Origin of the sequence: Cystobacter fuscus (assembly GCF_002305875.1) — a bacterium.
GTDB lineage: Bacteria > Myxococcota > Myxococcia > Myxococcales > Myxococcaceae > Cystobacter > Cystobacter fuscus_A.
Genome location: NZ_CP022098.1, coordinates 8,293,991 through 8,320,834, shown reverse-complemented (window position 1 = coordinate 8,320,834; position 26,844 = coordinate 8,293,991). Strand labels below are relative to the sequence as shown.

General features: G+C 68.6%; 34 protein-coding genes. 11 read left to right on the top strand and 23 right to left on the bottom strand.

The genetic code is table 11. The annotated features are described in order from the left end of the window. The first annotated feature begins 34 nt into the window (after positions 1-34). Together CYFUS_RS33450 and CYFUS_RS33445 are read left to right on the top strand one after the other, a co-directional pair. A complete protein-coding gene (locus tag CYFUS_RS33450; RefSeq protein ID WP_232536957.1) occupies positions 35-1,018 on the top strand; it encodes a hypothetical protein in 984 nt (327 codons plus the stop codon). Continuing rightward, the gene (locus CYFUS_RS33445) at positions 1,018-1,305 is read left to right on the top strand and encodes a hypothetical protein (protein WP_095988919.1); all 288 of its coding nucleotides are present in this window, start codon (positions 1,018-1,020) and stop codon (positions 1,303-1,305) included. Before CYFUS_RS33450 ends, CYFUS_RS33445 begins: the two co-directional genes overlap by 1 nt. Here CYFUS_RS33445 and CYFUS_RS33440 read toward each other — a convergent pair. The 14 genes from CYFUS_RS33440 to CYFUS_RS33380 form a co-directional block, all read right to left on the bottom strand. Continuing rightward, complete coding sequence (locus CYFUS_RS33440) at positions 1,302-3,659, bottom strand: fibronectin type III domain-containing protein (protein WP_157758807.1); 2,358 nt, start codon at positions 3,657-3,659, stop codon at positions 1,302-1,304. The genes CYFUS_RS33445 and CYFUS_RS33440 overlap by 4 nt on opposite strands. A 93-nt stretch (positions 3,660-3,752) precedes the next feature. Continuing rightward, positions 3,753-4,553 carry a hypothetical protein gene (locus CYFUS_RS33435; RefSeq protein WP_095988917.1) on the bottom strand — a complete coding sequence of 267 codons (801 nt, stop codon included), beginning with the start codon at positions 4,551-4,553 and terminating at the stop codon, positions 3,753-3,755. Continuing rightward, positions 4,553-7,087, bottom strand: a complete 2,535-nt coding sequence (locus CYFUS_RS33430; RefSeq protein WP_095988916.1) for a hypothetical protein — start codon at positions 7,085-7,087, stop codon at positions 4,553-4,555. Before CYFUS_RS33430 ends, CYFUS_RS33435 begins: the two co-directional genes overlap by 1 nt. Positions 7,088-7,161: 74 nt before the next feature. Beyond that, positions 7,162-7,830: a hypothetical protein gene (locus CYFUS_RS33425; RefSeq protein WP_095988915.1), complete on the bottom strand. Its 669-nt coding sequence runs from the start codon at positions 7,828-7,830 to the stop codon at positions 7,162-7,164. 275 nt (positions 7,831-8,105) lie between these two features. Continuing rightward, complete coding sequence (locus CYFUS_RS51915; protein WP_198316229.1) at positions 8,106-8,270, bottom strand: hypothetical protein; 165 nt, start codon at positions 8,268-8,270, stop codon at positions 8,106-8,108. A gap of 65 nt (positions 8,271-8,335) precedes the next feature. Continuing rightward, positions 8,336-8,710, bottom strand: a complete 375-nt coding sequence (locus CYFUS_RS33420) for a hypothetical protein (protein WP_095988914.1) — start codon at positions 8,708-8,710, stop codon at positions 8,336-8,338. Positions 8,711-8,753: 43 nt separating this feature from the next. Next, positions 8,754-9,188 (bottom strand): hypothetical protein, encoded by a 435-nt coding sequence (locus CYFUS_RS33415; protein ID WP_095988913.1) that lies wholly within the window; start codon positions 9,186-9,188, stop codon positions 8,754-8,756. Between the two features lie 12 nt (positions 9,189-9,200). After that, positions 9,201-9,593 carry a hypothetical protein gene (locus CYFUS_RS33410; protein ID WP_232536956.1) on the bottom strand — a complete coding sequence of 131 codons (393 nt, stop codon included), beginning with the start codon at positions 9,591-9,593 and terminating at the stop codon, positions 9,201-9,203. Positions 9,594-9,648: 55 nt separating this feature from the next. Continuing rightward, the gene (locus CYFUS_RS33405; RefSeq protein WP_095988912.1) at positions 9,649-10,071 is read right to left on the bottom strand and encodes a hypothetical protein; all 423 of its coding nucleotides are present in this window, start codon (positions 10,069-10,071) and stop codon (positions 9,649-9,651) included. Then, positions 10,068-10,397, bottom strand: a complete 330-nt coding sequence (locus CYFUS_RS33400; protein ID WP_095988911.1) for a hypothetical protein — start codon at positions 10,395-10,397, stop codon at positions 10,068-10,070. The genes CYFUS_RS33405 and CYFUS_RS33400 overlap by 4 nt, the downstream gene beginning before the upstream one ends. Beyond that, a complete protein-coding gene (locus CYFUS_RS33395; RefSeq protein WP_095988910.1) occupies positions 10,394-11,059 on the bottom strand; it encodes a hypothetical protein in 666 nt (221 codons plus the stop codon). Before CYFUS_RS33395 ends, CYFUS_RS33400 begins: the two co-directional genes overlap by 4 nt. Positions 11,060-11,138: 79 nt before the next feature. Then, positions 11,139-11,576: a hypothetical protein gene (locus CYFUS_RS33390; RefSeq protein ID WP_095988909.1), complete on the bottom strand. Its 438-nt coding sequence runs from the start codon at positions 11,574-11,576 to the stop codon at positions 11,139-11,141. A gap of 34 nt (positions 11,577-11,610) precedes the next feature. Continuing rightward, entirely contained in the window at positions 11,611-12,717 is a 1,107-nt protein-coding gene (locus CYFUS_RS33385) for a phage major capsid protein (protein WP_095988908.1), read from the bottom strand. Positions 12,718-12,784: 67 nt separating this feature from the next. After that, positions 12,785-13,564, bottom strand: a complete 780-nt coding sequence (locus CYFUS_RS33380; protein WP_095988907.1) for an HK97 family phage prohead protease — start codon at positions 13,562-13,564, stop codon at positions 12,785-12,787. A gap of 130 nt (positions 13,565-13,694) precedes the next feature. Here CYFUS_RS33380 and CYFUS_RS33375 point away from each other — a divergent pair, with 130 nt between their 5' ends. Beyond that, positions 13,695-14,288 (top strand): RICIN domain-containing protein, encoded by a 594-nt coding sequence (locus CYFUS_RS33375; protein ID WP_095988906.1) that lies wholly within the window; start codon positions 13,695-13,697, stop codon positions 14,286-14,288. 113 nt (positions 14,289-14,401) lie between these two features. Here CYFUS_RS33375 and CYFUS_RS33370 read toward each other — a convergent pair whose 3' ends face one another. From CYFUS_RS33370 to CYFUS_RS33350, 5 genes are all read right to left on the bottom strand, one after another. Then, a complete protein-coding gene (locus CYFUS_RS33370; RefSeq protein ID WP_095988905.1) occupies positions 14,402-15,763 on the bottom strand; it encodes a phage portal protein in 1,362 nt (453 codons plus the stop codon). 22 nt (positions 15,764-15,785) lie between these two features. Then, on the bottom strand, positions 15,786-17,321 hold the full coding sequence (locus tag CYFUS_RS33365; protein ID WP_095988904.1) for a DNA-packaging protein: 1,536 nt from the start codon (positions 17,319-17,321) through the stop codon (positions 15,786-15,788). Next, positions 17,321-17,956, bottom strand: coding sequence for a hypothetical protein (locus tag CYFUS_RS33360; protein ID WP_157758806.1), 636 nt, complete (start codon positions 17,954-17,956; stop codon positions 17,321-17,323). Before CYFUS_RS33360 ends, CYFUS_RS33365 begins: the two co-directional genes overlap by 1 nt. A gap of 41 nt (positions 17,957-17,997) precedes the next feature. Then, the gene (locus CYFUS_RS54105) at positions 17,998-18,129 is read right to left on the bottom strand and encodes a hypothetical protein (protein WP_269770165.1); all 132 of its coding nucleotides are present in this window, start codon (positions 18,127-18,129) and stop codon (positions 17,998-18,000) included. Between the two features lie 254 nt (positions 18,130-18,383). Beyond that, entirely contained in the window at positions 18,384-18,950 is a 567-nt protein-coding gene (locus CYFUS_RS33350) for a hypothetical protein (RefSeq protein ID WP_095988901.1), read from the bottom strand. 420 nt (positions 18,951-19,370) lie between these two features. On the opposite strand from CYFUS_RS33350, the gene CYFUS_RS33345 reads away from it, so the two are divergent. From CYFUS_RS33345 to CYFUS_RS33330, 4 genes are read left to right on the top strand one after another with little or no spacing between them, the layout of a single operon-like run. Then, positions 19,371-19,589, top strand: coding sequence for a hypothetical protein (locus tag CYFUS_RS33345; RefSeq protein ID WP_095988900.1), 219 nt, complete (start codon positions 19,371-19,373; stop codon positions 19,587-19,589). 26 nt (positions 19,590-19,615) lie between these two features. Further along, entirely contained in the window at positions 19,616-19,936 is a 321-nt protein-coding gene (locus tag CYFUS_RS33340; RefSeq protein ID WP_232536955.1) for a hypothetical protein, read from the top strand. Between the two features lie 55 nt (positions 19,937-19,991). After that, positions 19,992-20,219, top strand: a complete 228-nt coding sequence (locus CYFUS_RS33335; RefSeq protein WP_095988899.1) for a hypothetical protein — start codon at positions 19,992-19,994, stop codon at positions 20,217-20,219. 60 nt (positions 20,220-20,279) lie between these two features. Further along, positions 20,280-20,840 carry a hypothetical protein gene (locus CYFUS_RS33330; RefSeq protein WP_095988898.1) on the top strand — a complete coding sequence of 187 codons (561 nt, stop codon included), beginning with the start codon at positions 20,280-20,282 and terminating at the stop codon, positions 20,838-20,840. Between the two features lie 136 nt (positions 20,841-20,976). Here the strand turns inward: CYFUS_RS33330 and CYFUS_RS33325 are convergent, their stop codons facing one another. Further along, on the bottom strand, positions 20,977-21,654 hold the full coding sequence (locus tag CYFUS_RS33325; protein WP_095988897.1) for a hypothetical protein: 678 nt from the start codon (positions 21,652-21,654) through the stop codon (positions 20,977-20,979). Positions 21,655-21,712: 58 nt separating this feature from the next. On the opposite strand from CYFUS_RS33325, the gene CYFUS_RS53200 reads away from it, so the two are divergent. Next, the gene (locus CYFUS_RS53200) at positions 21,713-21,919 is read left to right on the top strand and encodes a hypothetical protein (RefSeq protein ID WP_232536954.1); all 207 of its coding nucleotides are present in this window, start codon (positions 21,713-21,715) and stop codon (positions 21,917-21,919) included. Positions 21,920-22,233: 314 nt separating this feature from the next. Here the strand turns inward: CYFUS_RS53200 and CYFUS_RS33315 are convergent, their stop codons facing one another. From CYFUS_RS33315 to CYFUS_RS33305, 3 genes are all read right to left on the bottom strand, one after another. Then, on the bottom strand, positions 22,234-22,797 hold the full coding sequence (locus CYFUS_RS33315; protein ID WP_095988896.1) for a hypothetical protein: 564 nt from the start codon (positions 22,795-22,797) through the stop codon (positions 22,234-22,236). A gap of 65 nt (positions 22,798-22,862) precedes the next feature. Then, positions 22,863-23,330: a hypothetical protein gene (locus CYFUS_RS33310; protein ID WP_095988895.1), complete on the bottom strand. Its 468-nt coding sequence runs from the start codon at positions 23,328-23,330 to the stop codon at positions 22,863-22,865. 98 nt (positions 23,331-23,428) lie between these two features. Next, positions 23,429-23,632, bottom strand: a complete 204-nt coding sequence (locus CYFUS_RS33305; protein ID WP_095988894.1) for a hypothetical protein — start codon at positions 23,630-23,632, stop codon at positions 23,429-23,431. A gap of 86 nt (positions 23,633-23,718) precedes the next feature. Between CYFUS_RS33305 and CYFUS_RS33300 the strand changes: the two genes are divergently transcribed. The 3 genes from CYFUS_RS33300 (at position 23,719) to CYFUS_RS33290 (ending at position 26,830) form a co-directional block, all read left to right on the top strand. Further along, positions 23,719-24,513, top strand: coding sequence for a hypothetical protein (locus CYFUS_RS33300; RefSeq protein ID WP_095988893.1), 795 nt, complete (start codon positions 23,719-23,721; stop codon positions 24,511-24,513). Positions 24,514-25,019: 506 nt separating this feature from the next. Next, positions 25,020-25,262 carry a helix-turn-helix domain-containing protein gene (locus CYFUS_RS54685; RefSeq protein ID WP_095988892.1) on the top strand — a complete coding sequence of 81 codons (243 nt, stop codon included), beginning with the start codon at positions 25,020-25,022 and terminating at the stop codon, positions 25,260-25,262. A 2-nt stretch (positions 25,263-25,264) separates the two neighbouring features. Then, complete coding sequence (locus CYFUS_RS33290; protein ID WP_095988891.1) at positions 25,265-26,830, top strand: tyrosine-type recombinase/integrase; 1,566 nt, start codon at positions 25,265-25,267, stop codon at positions 26,828-26,830. The last annotated feature ends 14 nt before the right edge of the window (positions 26,831-26,844 follow it).

Here is a 26,844-nt window from a genome sequence, read left to right as displayed (position 1 = left end):
GACGGACACCAGTGCGGCGAGGACAAGGGCCGGCATGGCCTGTTTCGCCTGTCCCGCCCCTTCGCGCTCCTCCGCTCGCGCGTCTCCGCGCCCGGCGCTCGCCGCCGTCCCCAGCACTACCGCGCAGCAGCCCTTCGCCTTCCTCGCCGAGGTGCCCCGGCGCGAGGTGCGGCGCCGCGAGCGCGCGCACCGGCCCCACCTGCGCGGCCGCACGCCCCCGGCAGCGCAGGTGGGGGCCCAGCTGGTGCTGCCCTTCCAGCGGCCGGCCCGGGGGAAGGGACTGCTGTCCCCCGAACTGGCCGAGGCCATGGAAACAGCCCTGCGCGAGGCGCGGGGCCAGCCGGAGGGCAGCCGCCGGCAGCGCGCCGCGGAAGGGAAGTTGTTGCACCTGCTCACCCCCTTCCTGGAGTCCGAGGCGCGCCGGGCCTGGGCGAGCCATGAGCGCACGTACCTCTCGCGCTCTGACTTGCTGCAGGAGGCCATGGTGCGCGCGCAGAAGCTCTGGAGTGGTTTCGTGCCGGGCAAGGCTGGGCCGGGCCGCACCCTGTACCCCGCGTACGTCGGCCAGGCGGTGCGCCAGCACCTGGGCAACGTGCTCGCGGAAGGCCGCCTGGTGGGGCCCACCCACTGGGGCCGCAAGCTCGCCGCGCGCGCGAGGAAGCGGGTGGAGCGCGAGGAGGTGACATTCGAGGAGGCCCTGGCTACCGAGGGCGCCGACGCGGCCACGGCCCTGGCGCTGGCCCAGGGCGCCACCCGGTGCGAGGAGCGCGAGGCCTCGGACGTGGCCGACACTGGCGGCGATCGTCTCGAGGAGCTCTCCGCCCAGGGCTCCGCGGTGGCTGCCCTCGAGCGTCTCCCGCGCCGGCAGCGCCTCGCCGTGGGCGTGCCCCTGGGTCTCGCTACCCCTCGCCTCAATGACATGCAGCTCGCGCGGCACCTCGGGTGCACCCTCGCGGAGTTGCAGGCGGCGCGCGCGGAGGGCCTCGCGGCGCTGCGCGAGCACCTGGAGGCGGCGTAATGCCTGTCATTGTCGCGAAGAAGGCTGGCACGTGCCGGGCCTGTGGAGGCCTCATTCGCAAGGGCGAGGAGGCGGACTTCTCCGCCGAGCTGGGGGTGAGCCACGTGGAGCCCCAGTGCTCGCGCGGCCCGGTGCGCTTCCGCCCCAACGCACGCGCGGCCGCGTGCGCGTGTGGCTCCTGGGTGAAGGTGGGCGAGGGGCGGCTACGCCTCGTTTCCGACGCCGGCGCCCAGGGTGGGAGCAAGCGCTGGGCGGTGGACTGTGAGCGCTGCGCCCGAGGGTGTTAGCTGTTCGTCTCGAAGGAGATGCCGTCCAGGGGGATCTCCGAGCCGGCCGGGGCGACTACCAACACCCGCCCGTCCGTTTCGATGTAGATGGAGACCAACTGGCTCTGGTTGTGCGTGCGGATGAGCCGCGGTGCCTCGAAGGGACGGCATCCCTCTGGCAGGGTGAAGGCCAGAGAGGAGGTGACGGGGGAGGGGGCGAGCAGCACGCCGCGCAGCTCCACCCGCCCGAAGTCGTCCCGACGGTACCGGACGTCCTGGAAACGCCCGTCCGGCGGCGTGGCCGGGATCCACCTATTCTGGTAGGTGACGCTCGTCCACGAGCCCTGGGCCGGGCGGCGAAGCGCATCGAGCGAGTCCACGGTGAGCGAGCCCGTGTACCCCGAGGCCTTCACCACGGACACCACCACGTACCGGGCGCCATCCGGCACCTCCCGGGCGAGCAGCTGCCGACGCCAGAAGTTGGCGATGTAGATGGACTCCGTTCCACCCAGGTTGGCGTTGTTGACCACCGGCAACGGTGTGGATAGGTCGCTGTAGAAGCGGACGCGCAGAAAGCCAGACACCTGCTGCGCCGTGCCCTGTTTGTACCAGCATGAGAACACCCACTGCTCGCCGGAGCGCACGGTGAAGGCCTGGGCGGTGAGGGTGGCGGCGGCGCGCCCGGCGGGGAACACCACCGAGCGGGCACCGGCGAAGCTGTCCCCGGAGGAGACGGCGTCGAGCCCCCACGTACCGCCGGAGAGAGTGAAGGCGTCGGGCGGGGAGTTGATGTCCACCTGCGCCTCGAAGTCCCCGTTGGGGGGGAGGGCGCCGAAGGAGACGGCCTGGAGCATGCTCTTGGGCGTGAGGTACTGCGGGTTGATGATGACTTCTGGCGAGGCCGGACCCACGTTGCCCTTCTTGTCCCGGCTGCGCACGCGGGCGTAGTAGGTGAGGCCGGGGGCAAGGCCCGTCAGGTCAAAGCGTGTGGAGCTGCTCACCGCCTTGAGGCTCGCGGTGGAGAGGAGGAAGCCCGGGGTGGCGCCCACGTGCAACTCGTAGCTGTCGGCCTCGGGCCCGGTGGTGGCGTCCGGCGCGGTGAAGACGAGCACCGCGCCAGCGATGGCGCCCGTCACCGCGATCCCCGAGGGCGCGGCCGGGCCGGTGAAGGTGGGGGCGGGAGCCACGCCGGGCCGGGCCTCCATGCCGAGCCACGCCCGCGGACTCAGGCTGGGCTTGCCGAGCAGCTGCACACGCGTGGTGCCACCGCTGGCGGAGAGGGAGTGTGTCACCTGGCGCACCGCGAGCGTCTGGGCGTCGACGAAGTGCACCCCGTTGGGGGCGAGGCGCGCCAAGTCGGCCAGCTCGAGCCCGGGGTGTAGCGCCACCTCCACACTCACCCCGAGGGAGGCCGAGGATAAGTCCGCGAGGGCCGCGTCGGCCAGGCGCCCGGCGGCCGCCTGGGAGCGGATGTTGCTCGCGGCCGCCTCGGCCACGCGCATGAAGCGCGGCACCCGCGTGCCGTCCGGGGCGGTGTAGCCGTAGCGCATGGTGGCGGCCACGTCCTCGCGCACCACCGTCTTGCGCTTGGGCTGGCCCGTCACGTCCAAGTCGCTCGCGTCCGAGTACACCACCTCCACGAGTGTCCGCACGTCGGCGAGCGAGGTAGAGAGGGCGCCGAGCTCCGCGTAGTCCTTCGGGCCCCATTCCCACACGGGCTCGGAGGCGCTCCTGTCGGGCACCCACAGCCACAGGCCCCAGTCCCCGGTGTCCGGGCGCAGCTTCCACCGACACTCCGCGCCGCGCGCGGTGGCGAGCTTGGAGAGGGCGTCCGCCACGGGCTCCACGGCCTGGTTGTAGGGGCCGAGGTCCCACGTCAGGTCCTCCGGGACGTAGAGGCCGAAGGCGGACAGGTGCGAGTCATTGAGGATGGACTGACACACCGTTTGGAGGGGCGTGCCCGCGGCGCTGCCGTACTGGTGCTCCTGGCGCAGCCACACGTCCTGGAGCACGCCCGCGAAGTCCCGGCCCTTGAATGTGAGCACCGTGGCGCCCGCGTCCACGTCGTCCACCCTCCCGTAGAAGAGGGGGAGCCAGTCCCCGGGGCCGGGCTCACAGCCCAGCGGGGCGAGGCCCACCTCCACGCGGAAGGTGCGGCCCACGTCGAGCAGCGGGGAGTAGGCGCCGGCGAGGTTGTTGGCGCGCGAGTCCGTCACCAGGGGCGCGAGGGAGAGGCCATTCATCTCGCGCTGCACGCGCACCGTGGCCTGGGCCACGGGACTGTCCAGGGACTCGTCCACGTCCACCCCCTCGAGGAAGTCCCGCTCGAAGAAGGCGGAGAGGTTGTGCCAGGTGGTGCCGTCCGGGCCGAGCACGCGGACGCGGCCCCGGACGGAGTAGCCGGCGTGAGAGGACAGCAGGCGTTGCTGAGACTCAGTGAGTGGGCGCATGCCCGGGAGAAGGGCCGCTCACGTCCCGAAGAGGGTCAAGTCGAAGGACTCCCCCACGGTGGTGAGCAGCGCTTCCGCGCGGCCCGCGCCGGCCTTACCCAGCATGAGTTGCCCTTGGGCAGGGAAGCGGGGCCCCTGGGCCACCACGTACGGCAGGGCGGGCCAGCCGCGCGCGCTGTGCCAGGCGTACAGGTGCGGCACCCACGCTGCGGGCACCGAGTAGGGCAGGGCCACCACGTCGTCGAAGGCGGTGGCAATGCCTTGCATGCCCATGTCGCCCAGTACCAGGTAGCCCTCGTGGCATTGGGCGAAGGGGTAGCCCTCGCTCGCGTTCGCGCGCTGGCCATCGATGTGGAGGGACGGCCCACCGGCGGCGTAGAGGATGTGCCGCCAGGGCCCAGCGCCCTCGCGCACCCAGCCCATGAAGGTGCCGCCCTCGCCCTCGTACCCCTGGGTGCCCACGTTCCACCCCACCACGGTACTGGGGGCGACGCTCAGGCAGGCGCTGCCGTGCCTTGCGCCCACGGTGGAGCGGGTAGCCCCCGCGGTGCTGCTCGGCGCGAGCTCGCGCGAGGTGTACAGGTAGCCCGTGGCGTCCTCGAAGGTGAGCACGTGCCCCGCGCCCTCCACGAGGCCTCGCACCGCCACCGCCTCCGGCAGGGAGAGCAGCCCGCTGGTGAAGCGGAAGTCCTTCTTCTTCACCCGGCCGGTGTCGCGCGGCCAGCCGTTGAAGCTGCGCGTCACCTCGCCGAGCGTCACCGGCTCCCACTCCGAGGCCGTGCACTCCACCGGGACGCCGTTGACTCGCAGGAGGGCCATTACCCGCCCTCCATCGCGTACCGGCCGGGGCTCGCGGTGGTGCCGCGCCGACGGAAGGAGAGGTTATTCAGGTGCTGCTCGAGCTTGGCGAGCGCGCGGCCCGTGTCCTCCCCGGAGACGTTGATGGTGTGGATGGAGATGCCCTGGGCGGCTGCCTGCGCGGGCGCGGATTGGGTGGTGCTCGGCGCCAAGCCAGCCGGCAGCAGGGGCGAGGTGCGCGCGTCCTGGGCCTCGAAGCGCCGCTGCGCCACGCGCCACGCCGCGGGCACGTTGGTGAGGCTCTCCGTAGCCTCTTGCAGCGCCTTCGTGTTCTTGACCGTGGCCGCGGTCTCGTTCGCCTTGGCCTTGGCCTGCTCCAACGTCATGTCCCGCAGGTCGCGCATGCTCTTCTCCAGGTCCTCCACCGGAGCCTTCGCCGACTGCAGGCTGTCCGCCCAGTCGCTGAGGAAGGCGAGCGGCTTCGCGCCGAAGATGGAGATGTCTCCCAGTGCCCTCAGCACCCACTGGACCGCGCTGACAATGGCGTTCCACGCCTGGTAGAGGCCCCACACGACGCTCATGATGATCAAACTCACCCATCTGAATGCCTCGAATAGCGCCGTCATGATGGGCCCCCCTAACAGAGAGAGCGGATTGAGAAGTACGGAGAAACCCTGGACGACCAACTCGAGGAAGGGGCCGAGCGCGCTCAGCATGTCGCCGATGATGACCAGTGCCGGGGCGAACGGCTCCAGGGTACCCGCGAGCATGCTGAATAGCGGGGCGAGGGGGCGGAGCGCCGCGTCCAGCACACGCGAGACGGCTCCAAGCAGCCCCTGCAGCGGCGCGAGGACCTGCCCCAGGACGTTGGCCACCTGCTGAAGGATGGCATTCACCATTTCGATGACCGCGGCGAATCCCTCGGACTGGGTGAGCAACTCCAACACCACCGCGGCCACCGCACCCCAGGCTCCGCCCGCCTGGGCCCCCTGCTGGGCCGACTGTATGACCCCCTGGAGGTTTCCGAGGCGCGAGGTGAACTGAGCTACCAGCGACTGTCGGGCGGACTCCACGGCCTCCGCTAATACTCGAGCATGCTCTTTGGCCGCGTCACGTAGGACGCGCGCGTGCTCGTTGAAGGCTTCCTGGTAGAGAGTGGTGCCCCGCCGCCCCAGTTCACGAAGCTTCTCGAAGTCGGCTTTGCCGACAGCGCTCGGCTCCCGGTCGAACGCGGGCACGTCCTCGACCGTGTTGGGATCCCCAATGGTCGGAAGCAACTTCTTTAGCTCCGCCATAAGGCGGTCGGGGAAATCCGCCAGACCGGAATCCCGGAGAATGGCGCTCAGGCCGACGGTGCTCCGCTTGACTCCAAATCTTACACCATCGATCACTCCATCGCGCGCAGACAAAAATGCATCGATTGGGGCCGCGAGTGCCTTCTTCGCCGCCTCTGCTGTTTCCTCCATTTTTTCGTCGATGTACTTGGCGACGCCCGTCGCGGTCAGGTTCTGGGCCAGAGCGAAATTATCCGCAAGCGTATTCCGACCAAGGAATCTGGCCACGGATTCACCAAACTTGGCTATCGACCGAACCCTCACGGTTAGAGCCTCAATAAGGGTGGAAATAAGGCCAACGGCGAAGTTCTTGGTGGACTCAAATACTCCCAGTAGCGCATCCCTGATGTCGCTCGCGAGACCTACGATCGACGTGCCCATGTTCTCTACCGAGTCCTTGAGTCCAGTGGATGTGTCATTCCAAGCATCGTAAAGGGACCCCGCGAGCAGCGCCAGCCCCGCGACGGCGGCTGCGAGAACAAGAACCGGTAGGGTGACCGCAGCGATCTTTGGGAGTACCGATGCGAACGACGATGACAATTGTCGAGCCATGTCCGGCAATGTGGAGATTCTTCCACGGAGCGACGCCAAGCCCTCCGACATGTGGTGGATGTGGTATCCGATAGGGGCTCGCACGAACGCATTGAAGTAGGTCAATGCGCCGCCGGCGCTCTTGGCGATGGCCGCGAGATTACCCGCCAGTGCAGGGCCCACGGCTCGGGCGGCTTTGGTGAGCACTACGGTGCCATCAGCAAGGGACTTAAAGACGAGCATCAGGCGAGACGTGGCCATGCCCACCGTGCCCAAGACAGCCGCGTTCCGTACAAACGCGATGATGCTGGCCTTGGCGTCGGCGCTGAGGCCGCGCCAGGTGGCGGTGAGCGTGCGGACAACCTGAGTGAGTTCACGGACCAGAGGCAGGAAGGTGCGGCCGACCTCCACCGCGAGCTGCGACACGCTGTCCTTCAGCGCGTCGCCAGCCCTCTGTGCTTCGGCGCAGTGCTCGGCAGCCGCTGCTACCGCAGCTCCGGCAACGGCGGAGACCGCGAGTAGGTTCTCCGAGAACCCGCCAATCGCGTCCGCCGCTTCCTGCATCGCCTTGCCGATGGCGTCGGCCGCCTCCTCTACGTCCTTGAGCAGTTTGTCGACACCTTTGGAGAACTCGCTCAGGGACGCACTTACCGCGACGAAGACATCTCCGACCTTCAGGGCTCCACTCATGCTCGGAAGAAGGGTTGGCGAGCCGCAGGATCGCACTGATGCGTCCTGCTTCCAGGGAGGATGGCGTCGATCAGTTACTTCCAGTTGATACCTACGCCAAACTCTGCTGTTGCGGGATCCCAGCCGTAGGTGATGACGAGAGTGCCACTCGCTCTGGTGTCGATGTCTTTTGTCCTGAAGTTCTTCCACTCTCCCAAGGACATAACGGCAATGTGGATGGCGACGCGCTGATCTCTACGCCACCTCAGCGCTTCCACGAATGTTTTGGTGGTGTAGCTGGCGACGCGCTCTTCGTTGATGACCCGGAAGTCCTCTTCGCTGTCAGGGAGAATGACATCAATGCGAAATATCGACGCAGCATAGTGGTTGTCGATCACTATGTTGGCCGTTTCCAGAGGGGCGGCACGAAGGGATTGAAGAATCCGTTCCCGCTCGTTCAATTCCGCTTGGCGGCGTTCCTCGTCAGCTCGCCGTTCCTGCTCAATGCGCCGCGCCTCCTCGGCTGCGGCTTCCGCCTTCTTCTGGGCCTCCTGTCGGGCCGCCTCGGCCCGCGCCTGAGCCTCCTGTTCGCGCTTCGTCTCGGCTGCTGCCCAGAGAGCATTGGCCTTGTCGCATCGGCTCGTCTGGACAAAGCCAAGAGCAGATGAGGCCGCAAAAAACGCGGTCGTTGCAATTATACTGATGAGCCCAGTTTGGCGGGTCTCCTGGTCCGTTTGCGATGTCGGATCGAAACGATCCACCACGAGACCGAGACTCCCAAGGGCGAGAATGGCTCCACCGACGGCGGCGTCTACCTTTGGCGGGGTCCGGTCCGTCGTGCACCGAGGTGCGGCGTGCAGGGGGCGATAACCCGATGGCGGACCGCGCGTCTTGATAAAAGAACAGCCGGGCGCGGCGGTCAGGACAAGTAGGCAGCTCGCGACGACGCGGAGGGGCGAAGAGGGGTGGGACATGGGCGGCGACCCTGCCATGTCCCGCGCGACGCTGCAAAGGAGCCAAAAGACCCCTTGCACCGCCTTCACACCGTGGGCTTCAGGGTGTACCGGATGATGCGCTGGCGGCCAGCGCCCGCCCTCGGTGCCGAGCTGGAAGGCGGGGGTCCGCTGTCCTGGCGGATGGACTCGTTCTCCAGTTGGGCGTCCGCGGCGAGCTCGTACACATAGGAGAGGGGCTGGCGGAGCATCTCCTCGTGCGTCCATCCTGCGAGACGGGCGACCCGGATGACGAGCCCATGGACCGGGTCGCCCGTCAGTTTCCCTTGGCGCCCTCCAGGGCCTTGGCGGGACTGATGGCGGCCATGCATGCATCGGCCACCTCGGCGAGCCCGGGCCAGTCGAGCGCCTCCTCCGGGGTGAAGAGAGAGGTGACGGCGTTGGGGAGGAAGACGCACGTGGCCACGACACGCGCGCGGAAGTGCAGACCGGCCTCGTGGTTCTTCTCCTCACCCTCCGTGGTGTCGAGCTTCTTCTCCTTGGCGTCCTTGATGAGCTTCTCCAGGACGGAGTCCGGGGGGCGGCGGATGACAAGCTCCACGGGGCCTTCGAGCCCCTCCACCTTGACACGGGTGTACTCCCGCCAGGGGGCGCGGAGGAGGCTGTGCTTGATGCTGGCGACGTCGGACATGGTGTTCTCCAGGGGGTGGGTGAGTAGAGGGTGGGGTGGAGCGTCAGATGGGCTCGAACTCGTTGATGCCGAACTCGATGGAGACGGAGACGAGGGCGCCCGCCTCCAGTGTCATGGGGTAGCTGCCGATGACGCCCTCGTAGAGCACGCCCTGGGCGCCCGCGGCGGCATCAGGGTGCTCGATGCAGGCCACCCAGATGGGCTTGCGCGCGAGGTAGGCCGCCTTGATGGTGGTGAGGATGGGGCTGTCCTTCACCACGTCCAGCTCGAGCGTGCCCTTCATGGTGCGAAAGCCAGGACTGTACTGCACGAGGCCCTTGGTGTTGTTCAGGTACTTCAGCTCCCGCAGCTCCATGGAGTCCGGGATGTCGAACTTCTTGAGCGTCTTGGGCTTGTTGGCGTCCGACAGGGCCTCCGTCTTGGCCGCGAGGATGTGAATGGAGTACAGGTGGGCTTCGATGACTTCGGGGGTGGGCATGACGGAGGACTCCTACGAGGTGAGTTTGGCGATCTCCTGCATGAGCACCGTCCCCACGCCCTTCTTGAGCTGTCGGGAGATGCCCTTGGTGGCGCGGCGCAGGAAGTCGGGAGGGGGCTTGAGCGCGTCGCCCCAGTGGAATCCCTGGTGGATGGCGCCGGCCGCGGGGTGCGCGTAGCCGCACGTCCACGTGGAGGACTTCCTCTCGGGATTGAAGAATGGTCCGTCGAGGAAGGCGGTGTCGGCGAGGTTGAGCGGATCGCCCGGAGCTCCGCCGCGGGGGACGAAGAAGAGGGAGATGTCGAGAATGAGCCGGGCGGCGTCGCGCAGGGGGTGATCCAGGGCGCGGAGCACCTGCTGGGCGTTGTCGCGCAGCAGGCGCAGGGGCCTGACGTCCACTTTCATCTTCACCCGGATGCGGCTGTTGCGGCGGGGCGGCATGCCCGACGAAAAGGGGCGCTCAGAGTGCGGAGAAGTACTCGGCTTCCACGGTGAGCGACCAGCGCGGCCGCCCCTCCTCATCCTCTCCGAGGAAGGTGGGGCCGCCGTCCTCGACGTCCACGCGCACGTACCCCTCGGGGTGGGCGTCGTACAGCGCCTCCCACGCCGCGCGGGCCCGGGCGCTTCCCTCGCTGTAGCCGTCCGGACCGCGCTCGCCGCACACCAGCACGGTCACCGTGCAGCGGTGGAGCGCCATCCCCGCGTTGGCCAGGTACTTCTCCGGCTTCTCCGAGGCGGAGAGCCGGCACGCGATGAAGGCGTCTGGGGCTCCCGGGGAGTAGGGCCCCGCGTAGAGCGTGGGCAGGCTGTCCGCGAGGCTGCCCAGGCCCGCCGCCTCGAGCAGGCGCGCCACGTCGAGCTCCACGTCCTTGAGGCGGCTCACACCACCACCTCGCTGTGGTCGAACGCCCCTGTCTCCAAGTCCTTCCGCTCGTAGGCGTTGAGGGCCCGGCGGCTCGCCGTGTAGTCGGCCGGGTTGGTACCGGGCAGCCACAGCAAGTCCCGCGGGCCGAGCTGGGCCGTGGTGTACAGGGTGCCTTCGCACACCACCTGCTTGCCCTCGGCCGACTTCACCAGCCGGGCACCGGGCTCCCACCGGCAGGGCCAGGGCTCGGGCGGGCCGAACTCCTCGCGCCGGCCGTTGTCCACCATGCGCTGAAACCGGCGCAGGTGGAGCGTCTCACGCATGTCCTCGAGGAAGAGGCTCATGCCTTCCTCCGGCGCGCCTTGTAATAGGGCTGGGCGAGCTGCTGGGCGAGGGTGGGCACCGCGGACCTGTCGGCCGCCCAGGTGATACTCCCCCCGCCGATGCTGCGCGAGGTGACGTTCGGGTCCCTCCCCGCCCCGGAGCGCAGCGCGGTGAGGGTAACCAGCGCGGCCTCCTCAAGCGGCGTGGGCAAGTCGGCCACCAGGGTGCTCGCCGGGTCGGCCGCGAGCGCGAGGGCCACCTGTCCGGGCGTGCACCAGCCCGCGTCGAAGGTGACGCGGAGGGTGCCGGTGTCATGGGCGGTGTGGGGCTGGGGAGCCACTCCCTCCGTCCACTCGCCGGTGAAGGGCCAGCGGCCCCGGCGGCGCACAACGCGGCCGAGCCGTGGGCTCTCCAGGAAGTACTCCCCCGCGGGCACCTCGGTGCCGTCCACCTCCACCCGCAGCACGCGGCGCACCGCCCCGGCCCGGAGGAAGAGGGTGCGCCCGCCCTCGCTGGGCACCGTCTCTTCCACGCCCTCGCGCAGGTGGGCCTCGTAGCCGAGCCAGTCTGCCAGCGCCTGGCTGGCTGCGGTGAGGAGCGCGGGCAGCTCCGCGTCCGTGGAGGACACCCGGAGCCGCGCAGCCGCGCGTGCCATGGTGGTGAAGTCATACGGGGTGGGCATGGGGTACCTCGAAACGGCACCGGGGAGGCAGCCTGTGGGAGGCCACCTCCCCGGGCGGGGTGGAGTGGGGTGGGCGGCGTCAGACGGGCAGGGTGGAGAAGCCGCCGAGTGTCACCGAGGCGGCCACGTACTGTTTGGGCGAGCTACCGCCGGTGAAGACCGTCACCACCTTGCAACGCAGCTGGGTGTGGCCGCTCGGCAGGCGCGTGAGGTTGAGGTCCACCTCGTCGCTCGTCTCGTCAGCGGTGAGATCCACCGTGCTGTTCTCCACCGTCACCCACGTAGGCGAAGCGCCGGGCGGGGCGGACTCCAGCGAGACGGTGGCCTTCTGCGTGGCGGGGGTGCCCGTGGCGGCGCCAGTGCTCACGGTGAGCATGCAACTCCTGGCGCCCACCACACTGAAGGCGTCGCCGTAGTCGGTGCCCGCAGAAAGGAGGGAGGGAGGGTAGCCCTGGATCTTGCCGTCCGGGGTGGCGCTGCGCAGGAACGCGCCGATGTCGACAGCCGTGGGGTGCATGGGGGCTCCAAAGACAGACAGAAAAAGGGTGGTGTCAGGACAGGGTGACGTCGTCCGAGTAGGAGACAGCGGTGTTGTGCCGCAGTTGCCAGTCCACGTACATGATCGCCTTGATCATGGTGAGGTCCTCGGCGAAGTGCGGCTGCGCCATGTCGAGGATGATGTCCCCGGCCTTGGTGTCCATGCCGAAGTAGATTTGACTCGCCAGGCCGAAGAGGAAGAGGTTGTCCCCGTAGGCCTCGGTGACGTGGACGGGTTTGCCGTTGAGCTTTCCCTGGTCGAGCTGGTCGCGGTAGATGAACCCGCCGCTGTCGAAGCGCAGCCCCTTGAGCGCGGTCTCCACGGCGCTCGAGAAGCTCCAGAAGGGCTGGTTGCCTTCCAGCACCAGGTTGCTCGCCTTCACCCGCTGCTCCATGGTGTCGACGAACGTGATGACGTTGTCGCGGTTGGCCTGGGTGATGGCCACGCCCGCCACCTTGTTGCTCGCCTTCACCTGCTTGGTGATGCCCAGCGGGTTCGGGCCCGTGCCGTCTCCGAGAACGCCCGCCTTGTCGGCGGCCACGCCCACGGCCGAGAGCAGGTCGTCCGCGAGCAACCCGGCGCTGTCGAGCGAGGGGTTGCGCAGCAAGTCATTGCTCGGCTCGTAGATGCCCATGAGCTTGTGGCTGCCGAGGATGACGGCTCCGGTCTCCACCTTGCTCGTCTTGGGCGCCTGGCCCTCGGCGACGAACTCGGCCACTGCGCCGCCATTGAGTCGGCCGATGTTCAGCTTACCGTTGTACGTCTCCTTGCGCGCGCCAGCGCGCAGCAGCACCGTGCGTGGGCGCAGCAGCTCGATGATCTCCGAGGAGTACTCCTGGGCGAGGAGCGAGCCGCCCTGGCCGAAGACGCTCTCGAAGGCGCTGGCGGACTTCTTCACCCACGCCTGGGTAGACGCGTCCGACTTGGCGGCGTGCATGGGGTGGTGCATCCACAGCGACTTCATGCGCAGGCCAATGGCGGTGCGCAGATCCGGCTTGCCGGCGGCGCCCTTCCCGGTGGTGTCTGCCGGGGTGGTGCGGGTACGGGTGGCCTCCTGGGCGGCCACTGCCTTGGCGACTTCGCCGGCGATGACACGCTGGAGGGCAGCGGGGAACTTCATGGGGTGACTCCGTGGGGAAGTGGCCCGCGCGGGCGGGCCCAGGGGCTTGGCCGGGAGAAGAGGCGGCTCACTTCTTCTTCGGGGTGGGGTTGAAGAAGGCCTTCATCTCCTCCGCCTCCTCGGGCGTCATCTCCATGCCCTCCTCGTTCTTCTCCTCCTCGTCTCCCGCCTCGTCAGTGTCCGTCTCCTCTCCGCCCTCGGACTTGGAGCTCGCGGCCGCGAGCGCGTCCAGCTTCTCCAACACGGGCTGGAGCACCTCGGCGACGGCAGCCTTGATGGCATCCAGGTCTGCCGGCTCGAGCGCCTTGGCGGGCGTCTCCTCGGCGGGGGGCGGGGTGTCGTTCTTCTGCTTCGGCTGCTGGCTCTTCACGCGGTGTGCCTCCGGGTTGGCGGGGATGTTGACGATCGACACCTCGAGCAGCTCCACCTCCTCGTAGTCGAGCCCACCCTCGGCGTTGGGCTCGTACCGGAGGATGCGGAAGCGGATGCTGCAGGTGCGCAGCGTGCCGGCCTTCACCTTCGCCGACACGGTCTTGGACAGCTCGTCCACCTCGTCGAAGGTGGGCTCCATGAACCACTCGTCGCCCTCGCGGAAGACACGAGCGGTGCCCACCGCAGGCTCGCAGTCGTCGTGGTTCCACAGCAGGACGGGGTTGCCCTCGTAGGCCTCCGTCTTCAGGCTGTTGGGGCGGACGCGATCGCGGTGCCTGTCCAGCACCTGGGTGCTGATGCGGAAGACGGGCTTGCCGCCCTCGGACTTCTGCACCAGGTGACCCAGGGACTTGATGACGCTGTCGGCTGGGAGAGTGGCTCTCGGCTTCATGGCCGGAGAGAAGGGGTGGGTCACCTGAAACAGACCCCAAGTGTTCTTCCTCCACCATGTCACGCGACTTCAGACCACGTTGCCGCAGCCACGCGAACTCTGAATATTGAGGAGGCTGTTAGCGCCCCCCCGATGACCCAAAGGCAACCCTCCCATGAAATCTAGCATCTGGACGAAGGCAGAGCTTTTTCGCCGTGTGGTGTCGAATTCGGTACTGCTCGCCACAATCGGCTGTGGAGGAGTCGCGCTTGACCCAAGTGAATTACAGCTCCTGGGTGACGAAGCACAGCTCTCGAACAGCGACAAGCCGATCGCCGATCTGAGTTCGATTGGTAGGATCGTTAGACTTGTAGCTCAGCATAGCTGGCAGTGCCTGGATGTGCTGGGTGGGTCCCGCGATCCATTTACGGAACTCGTCCAGTATCCATGCCACGGCGGGGATCATCAGCGGTTCCTCATTGAGGACCTGGGTAATGGTTACCACACGATCAGGGCCATGCACAGTGGGCTGTGTCTGGATGTGCTGGGTGGGTACTACGAGCCAATGACTCACGTCGTCCAGTATCCATGTCACGGTGGGGACCATCAGCAATTTCGTATCGAAGACCTGGGTAATGGTTATCACGCGATTAGGGCTAAGCACAGTTTGCAAGTTTTGGATGTCGCTGGTGCGTCGCACGACCCGCTGGCGCGTGTCGTTCAGTATCCGCGGCACGGTGGTGGAAACCAGCAGTTCCGAATTGAATAGGATTCAGGGGTATTCGGTCGGGGAGGGGCGATCGCCTCTACTGCGTGCTCCTCTCTTAACCGTGGTTGATCCGGTGTCGGGGCCTCTCCTGACCGCTCAGCTCCGACGCCCACTCAATCCGCCGCAGGCCCGCGCGGGGGCGGCGGGTTGCGCGGCTCCTGGGGCGCGTCCTGGACGGGCTGGGCACCGGGGAGGGGGCGCGGCCGCCTGCCGGCGAGCTTCGGATCCGGGGGATAGCCTCCGAAGGCGCGCACCTCATTCCAGGTGAAGCCCTCGTTGAAGGCGCCCGTCATGACCTGGAGCGTGCGCTCCCAGCTCTGGGGGCGCGGGTCCTCGTAGTCGAGGATGGCGTCCTCGTCCACGAGGGGGATCAGGCGCAGCTGGTACTCCGTGCGCTGGAACTCCAGCCGGGGCAGCACTGCGTACTCGGCCAGGGTGTACTTGGCCTCCTCCGAGGTGGAGCGGTTGGCGGACGTCAGGTCCCCCATGAGTTCGGGTGAGACGTTGTATGTCTGCCGCGTGTAGTCGCGCAGGCCTTTCTCCGCCTCGTCCATTTGCAGCGCGCGGAAGTCCTGCTGAATCTGCGACAGGGACACCTTGCCGTTGACGAACCAGACGCGGCCGGCGGACTCCGGCTTCTGGAATTTCTCGTCGTACTCGGCCTGGAGCTCGTCGGCCTTGTCGTCCCCGGCGGGGCCCTCGTCCACTCCCACCACCGCTGCCGGCAGGCCGCCCCGGACGAAGGTCGCCTTTCGCGCGCGTTGAATACTCTCGGCCGTGTCCAGCTCGTCCCCCAGCGCGAGGCCCCGGCCCGTCCCGCGGCCATAGGGGTTCTCCGGATCCAGGTGCCGCAGCCAGAGCACCTCGGGCGCGAGCACCGAGCCGGAGAATCGGTTGTAAGTGAGGACGTAGTGGGTGCCCGTGTCGGTGGGCGTCTGGTGCACGCAGTGGGGCGGCACCACCTCGTAGCCCGCCACGCGCCGCTCGCCGTCCAGGGTGCGGCGCAGCCAGAGGAAGGTTTCTCCCACCAGGTCCAGGTGCACCTGCTGAAGCTTGCGCAGGGCCCGGCCGGTGAATTCCGGGTGGGGGGACTCCAGGATGTTGAGCAGCTCGTGGCTCTCGCACTCCACCAGATCCCCGCGCTCGAGACCCCGGGACAGCGCCTTGTGCCGCTCCAGCCTCCCGTCCCGGGTGCGCGCCCCGCTGCCCAATGCCTTGCAGGAGACGGCGAGCGCCTTGCCCTTGGCGGTGACGGGCTTGAAGACGCGCCAGCGCGGCGTGGCCGTGGCCTCGGCCACCGTGTCCACTACCGCGCGCAGCCACGCATTCTCCCGGTAGGCGAGGAGCACCGCGCGGGAGCCGCGTCGCGGGGAGAAGGGGAGGAGCGGAATGGCGTGGACGAGCGGGCGCCCGGTGTTGGGGCCGAGCAGCAGGCCTGTCAGGGCGGCCTTGAGGCGGGTGCGGAGGGAGGCCATGCCGCCGAGAAGGGGCGCGGCGCTACTCCTCGTCTCCGCTCTCGTCCTGGGCCTCGGCGGGACGCCCCGCCACACCGGCGTTCTGCCGCTTCGGGCACACGTACAGGTAGATGGGCCAGGCGAAGGCGTCTGCTCTATCGTCGCGCCCGTGGCCGCCGTCCTGGCCGGTGAACTTGGCGAGCTGCTCCTCGAGGCGGTGGTGTTTGCCCACCATGTGCACCAGGCGCGCCTCGGCCATGGCGGACACCGGGGCCGCGCGCTCGGCCTTGGACTGCATGGCGCGCATGCCCTTCACCTTCACCTTGCCGTCCACCGAGCGGATGACGTTCTTCACCAGCGAGCCGCCGGTGTTCGTCTCCGCGAAGATGAAGGCCTTGCGCTTCGGCGCCAGGTGCTCCCACCGGCGCAGGGCATCCACGGCCGCCTGGGCCCAGGTGGTGGGCTCGGGGGAGCGAAGGGAGGCGTCCTGCAGCACGTACACGTGCAGCAGCCCGTCCGCTTCCTCGCGAATGCCCTCCACGACAATCCCGTGGAGGTCGCTGTCCTTCTTCTCGCCCGTGGCCGGGTCGACACTCACCACGAGCTTGTCGAAGAGCGGCTTGCCCTCACGCGGGGCGATGGCCTCCACGCTCTCCACGCGCGAGGCATTCCAGTCCACCTTGCCGTAGAGGCACGCGTCCTCGAGGAAGAGCAGCTCGCCGTGAAACTCCCGGCGGCCAATGGTGGTGTTCTGGAGGCGCCGGGCGTAGGCGATGTACTTGCCGTCCAGGTTGGCCGCGTTGTCGAAGGTAGACGAGCACGCGAGCACCAGCCCGTCCCGGTCCGAGAGAATCTCCCGGAAGAGCGGATTGGGGTTGGGCGTGGTGGTGATGATCAGCCGGGCCGGAAGACCGAGCTGGCGCATCCGCGGCGTCTGGATTCGGGCGACGCGGCGGCACTCCCGGTACACTTCCTCGGGCGACTTCTTCCAGGCGACGATCTCGTCCGCCCAGACGAGGCTGACGTTGTAGCCGCGCAGCTTGTCTGGGTTCTGCGCGGGGACGTAATAGGCTCTGGCTCCGTTCGGAAATTCGAGTGTCCGCTTGCTGCGCCGGTGGACCGGGCGGAACCACGGCGGGGCGAGCGAGAGGATTCCGCTCGGGCCCTCGAGCTGCGTCTTGCGGATCTCCGAGTCGGTGGGCCCGACAATGAGGATGCGCGCCTCGCTGTCGGCCGCGGCCTCCTCGATGACGGCGATACTGCCGGCGTACGTCTTGCCGGCGCCGCGCCCGCCCAGCAGGAACCAGGTGCGCCACACGCCCGAGGGCGGCGTCTGCACCGGCCGCCGCCAGAGGGTGGGGTCGTAGTGCCAAGCAAGCACCTCCGCCTGGTTCAGCCGCAGGTGCTCGGTGATGGCGAAGTCGGCGGTGAGTTGCTCGCCGAGTTCGCGCCGGCGGCGCAGTTGCGCGCGGAACTTCAGCCCCGCGCGCTCGGAGATCGAGTGTCGGCCGTGCGTCTCGGGGCGGATGATGGGCAGGCCCGCGAGCGGGTTGTCCTGCACCGCGACCATGGCAACCATCAGCCGCCCTCCGCGGGTGCGGCCTCACCGGACTCGGGCGGCGCCTCCTCAGGTGGCTCCGCGCCTCGCTTGTCCTCCTCCTCGAGAAAGCGCAGCAGCTTCTCGGTAACGCTCTTGGCGGCGGCCTCGGGGGACACGAGCTCGAAGGCGGGTCCGAGCGCGCCGCCATGGGGCTGGGCCGCAGGCTCGCGCGACACGGTGAATTGCTTGGGACTGGTGACGCTGAGCAGCCACGTGAGGAAGCGCGGGTTGGCGTGGCGATCCACCACCGTGCGCTCGCCCAGCCCAATGAGGAAGCCGGTGCGGTGCGCCCAGGCCTGCTCGCACGCGAAGAGCAGCTCGGTGTAGATGCTGCTCTTGCGCCGGGCCACCGCGTCGCGGCCCTTGGTGAGCCACTTGCCCAGGCAGTCCTCGGTGGTGCCCGCCCTCGCCGCGGCGATCCGCTGGACGCCCGTCCGGGCGAGCGACTCGGCGATGATGGGAATCATCGCCTTGGTGAGCGTGGTGCGTGGGCCGCGAGTCCCGGCGCGCAGCTGGAAGCCCGCGAGCGGGTCGGGCAGATCGGGCGCATCCTCCCCAGGCCCGTCCGAGGGCTCGCCCATCAACTCCGGCGGCATGCCCCTGGGTCTGGCCATGCCCCGGAAGAAGGGGCGAACATGTCACGTCGATTGTGGGCTTAGGCCAACTGGGCTGCGATCCACGCGATGTTGCTGGCGCCTACAGAGTGCAGGGTTGTAAGGCCTGCACCCAACAGCACCATCTTCAGCAACTTCAGGAGCCAGTTGAGGTTTTTCTGCTTTCGTCCCATGTGCGTATCCTCCTCGTTGGTCAGCTTTGCGGTTTGCGCGAGGGTGATGATGCACTGCAGTCCGGTTAGAGCGGAAAACGCCAACAACCAATGGTGGAGCCCAATTTCCCCTGTGGTAGCAGGCCTAAGCCCACAATCTGAGTGACGCGAGCAGGGTAGCCAATGCTCCGTCTACCTCCAAGCCACCAGTGGTGAACCCTCATTCACCAAGGGGGGATCGTCCCGGGCCAACGGGTCGCCCGCCACCCGATGCGTCAGGACTGGGGCGGCGGGGTGAGGTCGCGCACCTGCGCGCTCAGGCACTTCGCCATGTCTTGCACCAGCGCGGCCACGGCCTTGGAGGTATCCGAGTCGCTGGTGTTCAGGAAGGCCGACGCCTCGGCCAGGGCGCGTACCCCGTGGCACAGGTCGGACATGGAGACCGGCGCGGTGGCGAGCTGGTTGACCAGGCCCTCCAGTCGATCCGCCTGCTGCTCGAGATCGGACGCGTCCACCTTCAGCTCGGGCACGTTCACGGTGATGGTCCCCGTGGAGCGTCCCTCGCGGATCGGGGCGGACTCGGCGCCACTCCGCTGCTCGCACTCGGAGATGATGGTCCGAGCTGCGAGTTCCCACCGGTCTCGGGTGAGTTGTCCAGCCGGTCCGCCCTTCATCAGGTCCGACCAAGTCGGCATGGGTCGGCCGTCGAAGGTGGTCCACGGGCCATGGGCGCCGGGGTGATCTCCGTAGGCCTCGTAGCCGATGCGGCCGGGTGTCCAATCTTCGAGTGTCGGTTGAGGCGAGGTGGCAGAGGAGGAGAGGGTGGTGGACGACTCGGACATGCGCGCTCCGGGGTGGACTGCGAGGTGACACCCCCGAGAAGGGGCGCGGAGTGCGCCGTTTTGCTCCTTTCTGCACCCCCTCCCGGCAAGCCCCGAGAGTGATTCCGAGCGGTTAGCGACCGGGGTAGGGCCCTCTACCCCGATTTTTCGGGGGGTCGTCCGACAGTTTCCGTCCAAAGCTTCGGTGGGGGAGCGTGGGGTAGCCGCGAGCACGAGATTGTTCGGCGCCAAGCAATCGTCCGCCGGGCCGCGCTCCCGGTTTTTGGGGGTGGGGGTCACCCCCTGTCCCACATGTAGGACACGTCCGCCCGGTAGGTTTTACCGCCTGCCCTCGGGGTCCGGCCCACGCCCGCGCGGGGTGGATCATCTGCCCCGCGCCGCTTCTCCGTGACCGTGGGCGCTTGCCCCGAGGAGGATGAGGTGGGTTGGAGATTCGCGGTCGCTGTGGGGCTGTGCTTCGTCGGCGCGATGGTTCCGGCCGCCGTGCTGCTCTACGCCTATGGGCCTGACGCCACGATCGGCACCGCGAGCGTGGACAGCCCGCGGCTTGTGCTTCGGCTCCTGGGCTCGATGCTGGGCACGTTGGCATGTGGCCTGGTTGCTGGCGTGCTGGCGCGGGGCGACGTGCTCGAGCGGTAGCGCGGATACGCCCCTTCTGGCGGGGCATGAGCACGCCCCCCGCTCCCACCCCCACCGAGTCCCGGCCCTCGCCGTGGCTCATCATGGCTGTGCCCATCGTCGTCACTCTGCTTGGCCACGCCGCGCAGTGGGGAACGCTGGGCGCGGACGTCCGCCACCTCGAGCGCCGGTGCACCACCACCGAAGCTGAGGTGGCGCGCGTCTCCTCCGCCCAGGCCAGCGCCGCCACCCAGTCCGCGCGCATCGAGGCGCGCCTGGACGGCATGGAGCGCGAGCTGTCCCGGCTCACCAACGCCGTGGAGCGTCTCGTGGCCGCCCGGTCCGCCACGGCCCGCGACGTCCCCTGATGCCTTTCAACCCCGGGCGGGCGCTGGTGCTCGTCCACCACCCAGGAGCAACACCATGCAGCCCCAGAAGCCGAGCCTCGGCCGCGTCGTCCTCTTCACCGGTGAAGACGGACTCGAGTGCGCCGCCGACATCGTGAAGGTGGACCCGCGGTGGTGCGGCGAGATCTGCCTGCACGTCAAGACGACCGACCCGGCACAACCCATCCGCGTCGAGTCCGCCCCCTTCGAGGAGGGCGTCAAGGACGCGCGCGGACGTAGCTGGCGGTGGCCGCCCCGCGTCTGAGCCCAACCCTTCAACCCTGGGCGGGCGCTGCTGCCCGCCCCTCACCCCCGGAGTACCTCCATGCGTCGTTTGTCCCTGTCGTCCCTCGCCGTCCTCTCGCTGCTGTCCCTCGCCTCGCCCGCGCTCGCCCAGGCCCCCGCGGCGGACTCCACCTACGCGGGCCAGCTCGTCGGAAGCATGTTCGACCAGGCCAAGGCTCAGGCCCGGAAGAACCCTCCCGCCCCCGTGGCCGCGCCCACCGTGCAGGCCCCGCCCGAGTCCCCGTCCCCCACCGAGGTGGGCCTGGGGGAGGTGGTGAAGCTGGTGGTGCAGGCCCTCACCTCGCGCAACTGGGGCCTGCTCGCGTGCGCCCTGGTGCTCGGTGCCGTCTACGTGGTGCGCCGCTTCCTCTCCTCCCGGGTGCCGTGGCTCTCCACGGACGTGGCCGGCGTGCTGCTGAGCATGGCCACCGCCGTGTCCCTCACGCTGGTCGCGGCGCTCCAGGCGGGCACGCCCATCACCCTCTCGTTGGTGCTTGGCGCGCTGCTCACCGCCGCGGGAGCCTCGGGGCTCTTCAGCTGGGGGAAGAAGCTCACTGCTGCGGCGAAGGGCAAGGTGGCGGCGAGGCCCGTGACGCACTGAGAGTGTGGATCGTCGGCATGGCGCCGATGACTGCGAGTGCGGAAATGCACAAATTTCGTCATTTGTTCATTTGGCGCACGAAGGGCCCGGTCTCCACCTCGGAGGCCGGGCCCTTTGCATGCTGCGACTACCTGCCCTAGTTGAACCCTGGGGGTGGGCTCACGGGGGAGGCGGGGATCACTCCGGGGATGGGGATGAGGATGTTGGACAGCACCGCGAAGAACGCGGCCAGGCCGGCTGTGACGGTGGTGGCGGCAGCTGCCTTGACCGCCGCCTCGCGCTGCAACTCACCCACCCCTTGCGCCTTGCGCACCTCCTCGACGTAGAAGACGGCGAGCTGCACGCCCTTGTTGCCCGGGTCGTCGTTGTCGTCGTCGTCATCGTTCTCGTCCTGGTTGGGGGTGCTGCCCTTCTTCCTGCACCAGTCCTTCTTGAGAGCCCTCACCCACTTCTGAGTGCTCGGAATGTCCTTGTAGAAGCGGTCCATCCCGGGTCCGGTGGCCTTGTTCTCGTCACCCAACATGCCCGCGAGGACAAAGAGCCCGAACTTTGCGTAGGCGCACTGTCGGTCCTCGAGCGTCCACTGCCCGCGGATGAGGCCCTTGTCCCAGGCTGTCTTGGCCACCTTCTGCACGAGGGCCTCCGTCAGACCCGCGAAGGTCTTCCACCCGGCGCGGCTGTTCATGGTGCTTGGGGTGGCCACCTCGGCGGAGGCGAACAGGGTGCCGGGACGAGGCGGGGTGTAGCCCTCCCCGCCGAGAGCCAGGGTTGGGAGCAAGAGGCACAGCAGGACTGCGGTGAACGGCTTTCTCATGAGGTGCAGCTCCTGAATCGCCCGGCGCTCAGTGCGCCTGGGCAGCGAGTCAGAAGGGGTGCCCCTCACCTCCGGCCGGGGGGGCGGGACGAGCCCCGAGGTGGCCGCGCCGCTGATGCAGGCCCTCACCTCGCATAACTGGGGCCTGCTCGCGTGCGGCTTTGTGCTCGGCGCCGTGTACGTGGTGCGCCGCTTCCTCTCCTCCCGGGGGCCGTGGCTCTCCTCGGACGTGGCCGGCGTGCCACTGCCGTGTCCCTCTCTCTGATGGTTGCGCTTCAGTCTGGCACGCCCATCTCCCTCTCGCTGGTGCTCGGCGCGCTGCTCACCGCCGCCGGGGCCTCGGGGCTCTTCTCCTGGGGAGGAAGCTCACCGCCGCGGCGAAGGGGAGGGTGGTGGCGACTCGCATGACGCACTGACTGTGCGGATCGTCTGCTTGGCGCCGAGCACTATCAGTGCGGAAGTTTACAGGTTTCGCAACTCGTGAACCCGAAGGACGAAGGGCCCGGCCTCCACCTCGGAGGCCGGGCCCTTCTCACATCTGGATCGGATAGCTACAGCGTCCACCTCGCGTCGATGTTGTTACGGCAGCGCCCAAACGGGCGCCGAGAAGATGATGGCCGCGCCGATGGCGGCCACCTCGGCGGGCGTGAGCGGCCGTCCCATGGCGTCGCGGGCGGCGCTCACCCCTTCGTCGATGGCCTTTTCCAAGGAGCTCCGCTCGTCCCGAAGCTTGGAGTCCTCGTCCCGAGCCCACGTCTGGTACGCCACGAGGCCGGGGTTGCCCTTCGGGCAGCGATCACCGCCCTGCTTGCTCAGACGGTGGAGGATTTCCCCCACGGCCTCCGGGCTGTGGATGCCGCCCTTCATGAAGGGCGCCATCGCCTTCACATGGAACTCGGTCAGCTTCTGGCGGAGGCACTCCTCGTCCTCGGGCGTCATCGTGCCCTTGCCGTACTTCTTCCATGTGGCGTGGATGTGGTTGGTGATGATGTCGTAGAGATTGTGCCACATCCGACTCCCGTCCCCCTTGTTGATGAAGTCCCGCGTCAACTTCTCCGCGGGCAGGTCCGCCGCGTACGTGACGGTGGGGCCGGAGAGGACGAGGAACGCCGCGGCGGTGAGCCACTTCATGGACTGCCTCATGAGACTGCCTCCTGAGTTGCCCGGCGCTTCATGCGGCCTGGGCACCGACTCAGAAGGGGCGTGCCTCACGCCCGGCGGGTGCTCCCGCTGCCCCCACAGCCCCCGCACAGGGGCCGCTCCAGGCCCGAGCCCTCGGGAGGACGTGGCCCCCAGCCGGAGCCCTCGCAGGCCTCGCAGACGGCATGGGGCGAGGCGGCGAAGTGCCGGGCCATGGCGAGGGAGAACTCCAGGGCCTCGCGTAGGACAGCCTCGTCCACGGCGAGCGCGCGCCAGGCGCGGCGGGAGCCCGAGGCCGCCGAGGAGCGGAGAATCCACTCCTCATAGGGGAACCGGAGCCCACCAGGCGCCACCGCCGCCAGGGCCTCCTCGTCCTGGAGCAGTTGCGCGTGGGCCTGGGCGCATGTCTCCTCGAGGGTGGCCACCCGCGCCCGGTACCGCTCGGCCTCGGAGGGGCTGACGGACTCGAGCGCCTGCAGCAGCTCGGCGAGCGTGGGCACGGGGAGAGGGGCGGAGGAGGGCAGGGGACAGGGCATGGGCGCAGCTCGGCGTGGGGAGGAGGGAAAAGACACGCGCCCCGGGCGGAGGGGGGAAGTCCGCCCGGGGCCCGCGGAGGCCGGCACTGCTCTGGGCCTCAATCGTGAGTGAGTCCGGTGCAGGGGTTGAGGCGGCGCCCGTGCTCCGGGCACTTCCACCCGCGCGCCTCGCAGGTGCAGCGCTCCTCCACGGCCTTCGTGCAGCAGCGCTCGGGCAGGCCGGTGGGCACCTTCGGCTCGGGCTCCTCGGACTCGGGCAGGCCCATGAGGCGACGCTGGCGCGGGGTGAAGAAGTACTTCATGCCCGCAGAGAAGGGGCGCGTGAATAGCCCGAGCTGGACAGCGTCGGTGCGGGCCGTGGTACACCCCGGCGCGGGAGGATCGCGCCATGTCCAAGTCCAACACCCCTCAGAGACGACTGGGGCCGTACGTGCTCGGGCCGAGGTACAAGAACACCGAGGACCTGGGACGACTCTTCCGGGCTCGCAACATGGAGACGGGCGCCCCGGCCCTGGTGCTCGAGCACACCGAGCGCCAGGCCCTGGACGTCCCGGTGGCTGACTGGACGCTGCGCCTGCGCTCGTCCGTGTCTCCCGCGCACCTCGCGCTCGAGGTGGAGTCCGCGCCCAAGTCGGTTGACGGGGAGGTGGCTGGCGAGGAGCTGGACTGCATGCTGGAAGATCTGCACTTCGCCGTCACCCGGGTGCTCCGCAGTCCGGAGACGCTCCGGCACCTGCGCTCCCTGCACACGCCGGCCACCCCGTTCGCTGCGCTAACAACTCCGGCGTGGTACCGCCCGGCGCTCGGGGCCGCGCTCGCGACCTGCGTGGCGCTGCTCATGCTCCACGCAGGCAACTCCACCCCGGTGGAGGACTGGTCCTCGATTCGAGAGCTGGCCACGGCCCGGAACGATGCGGGCTGGGAAGGAGACGTGACGGGCGCGGCGCTCACTGGCCTCGCGGACTTCGAGCCGCTCGTGCTCGCCCGGCCCATGCCCAAGAAGCCCTTCGAGGTGCAGAAGAAAGCGCCGTGTGACAAGACGCTGGAGGAGGAGCACTTCGGCGGCTGCTGGGTGCCGCACAAGACTCCCGCTCCCTGTCCCGACAAGCTCTATGAGCTGAACGGCACGTGCTATCTGCCGGCCGTCAAGGCGTCGCCCCCGCCTGCGTCGATCTTCCGATAGGGACTTGCGCTTCACGGCAGGTGGTAGTATCGATTTGACGGCAGTCTAGTTGTTACGTGTGTCCTCGTTGTTAGTGGCAGCGAGTCCACATCACATCTCAAAACTTAGGGGTTGGCGCGCTTGCGCATGGGCCAACCCTTCTCTAGAGCCGACCCACTGGTACGTCCACGGGTTCGCTCGGCAGCGCCCCGCACGTGCCACTAACACGTGTCGGGGCGTCTGTTTATGGGGTGTGCGGTGGAGCACCAGCGTCCTCTCTCCCTGCCGAACCCGGCCGCTCGCGCCTCGTGCGCTGGAGCGCCAACCCATGCATCCCTCTCGTCGGAGCATTCCAACCACACCATGCGTGTGACCTCGGACGGACATCCGTCACGCTGGACGCATGTCCCATGGGGTCCACACCGGAGATGGTGGCACGAAGGTTGTTAGCAGCGCGGCAGTGACGTGGGCGAGGGGGAAGGGGAGCACCAACAACAGGGCGGCACGGGCGCGGCGAGCGCAACGGCATGTGCCTGCCCAATGCACAGCAGCCGGTGGAGAGTGTGATGGATGCAGGTGTGGTTTCAGTGTCAGACGACTCGGCATGGACGGTGGAGGAGGCCGCGCGCTTCCTCGGCATTGCCCCGAAGACGCTCTACCGGTGGGCGTCGGAGGGTCTGGTTCCCAGTGTGAAGATGGGCAACCTCCGGCGCTTCAGCCCTCGAGCTCTCGCCGCCTGGCGCGAAGGGCGCACCCACGGGGGTAGGTAGCCGTGGCCTACGCCTTCTTCCGAGCCAGCCATCGTGAGGCCAAGGCCGGGGCGAGTCTCGTTCGCTACCGGGGCCAGCTCGGCGTCTGGTACCTCGGTTACAAGGACGAGCACGGCCGATCGCGGCAGTGCAAGTCCGCCGCGGCCACCCAGGCCGAGGCGGAGAAGCTCGCCACGGAACTCGAGCGCAAGGCCGAGCGCGTACGCCTGGGCGTGGACGCCGCGGTGAAGGAGGACATGCCGCTTCGGGAGGGGGTGGCGCTCTACCTCGCCTCGCTTCCGCCCGAGTACCGCAGCAAGGCCCAGCTGGAGTCGCGCTTCCGCCTGCGCATCCTCCCCCACCTGGGCGAGCTGCTGTGCCGGGCCATCACCCCCGCGGACGTGAAGCGGATGCTCGCCGCCAACGCCGACACGGCGGCGCAGACGCGTGAGCACCTGCGCGTGGCGGTGGCGGGCTGCTTCTCCTTCCTCATCCGCGATTTGAAGCTCGTCACCGGGGAGAACCCCGCCGCCGCGCTGGGCAAGGTGGCCATTCCGAAGAGCCGGCCGAAGTTCCTCCAGATGGAGGACGTGCCCCGGCTGCTCTCCGCGGTGCCCGCTCACTACCGGGCCGTCTTCACCGTGGCGGTGGGCACGGGCCTGCGCAAGGGCGAGTTGCTCGCGCTGCGCTGGGACGACCTGGATCTTGGGCGCCGCTGCCTCCATGTGGGGCGCAGCCACGACAGCCACACCACCAAGGGCGGCCGGGCCCGCGTCATCCCCGTGCCCTCCTGGCTGGTGCCCCTCTTCGTCGAGCTCGCGCGCGAGGTCCGGAGCGCCTTCATCTTCCCGGACGAGCGCGGAGGGCAGCAGAAGAAGTGGGTGGCCTTTCACCGCATCATGAAGACGGCGCTCGCGCGGGCGGGTCTCGTGGAGGGGTTTGATCACCGCTGCGTCTCCCGGGGCGCGCGCAAGGGGTGTGGTCACGTGGAGCGCCGGGCGGACAAGGCCCGGGTCGCGTGCCCGGGTTGCGGCGCCCAGTTGTGGCCCACGCCGGTGCCCCTGCCGCTGAGCTTCAAGGATCTCCGCTCCACCTTCGGCACCTGGGCCTACGCCCAGACGGGCAACATCCGCTTCGTGCAGGAGGTGCTCGGTCACGCGGACGTCAGGGTGACGGAGGAGCGTTACAGCCACGTACTGGAGGAGAACCTTCTGCACCTCGCCGATCAGGTGAATTTCGGGCCGCCACCAGGGGTGGAGGGCGGGCTGAGTTCTGTCAGTCAGTTGCAAGTGACGCGCGGACAACCGCGAGGAAACCCGGGGAGGGGCGCGAGGGTGCACCCCCCCACTTTCAGAGGGAGAGAGGACATGAGAGCAACACCGAGCAATGGCGGGGAAAGATTATTTCTGCCTCCGGAGCCAAAGGCCGCAGGTTCGACTCCTGCATCGCGCGCTGATGGAACCCGGCGGAACTCCTCGGAGAAATCCCGAGGAGTCCGCCGGGAGACTCGGCCCCCCAGGCTTCCCCATCAGACAGTTGCAGGTCTGCCGCACGGGCCTTGCTCGGCTGTCGCGCCTGTTCCTGGTTGACCCCTCGCTGGGCG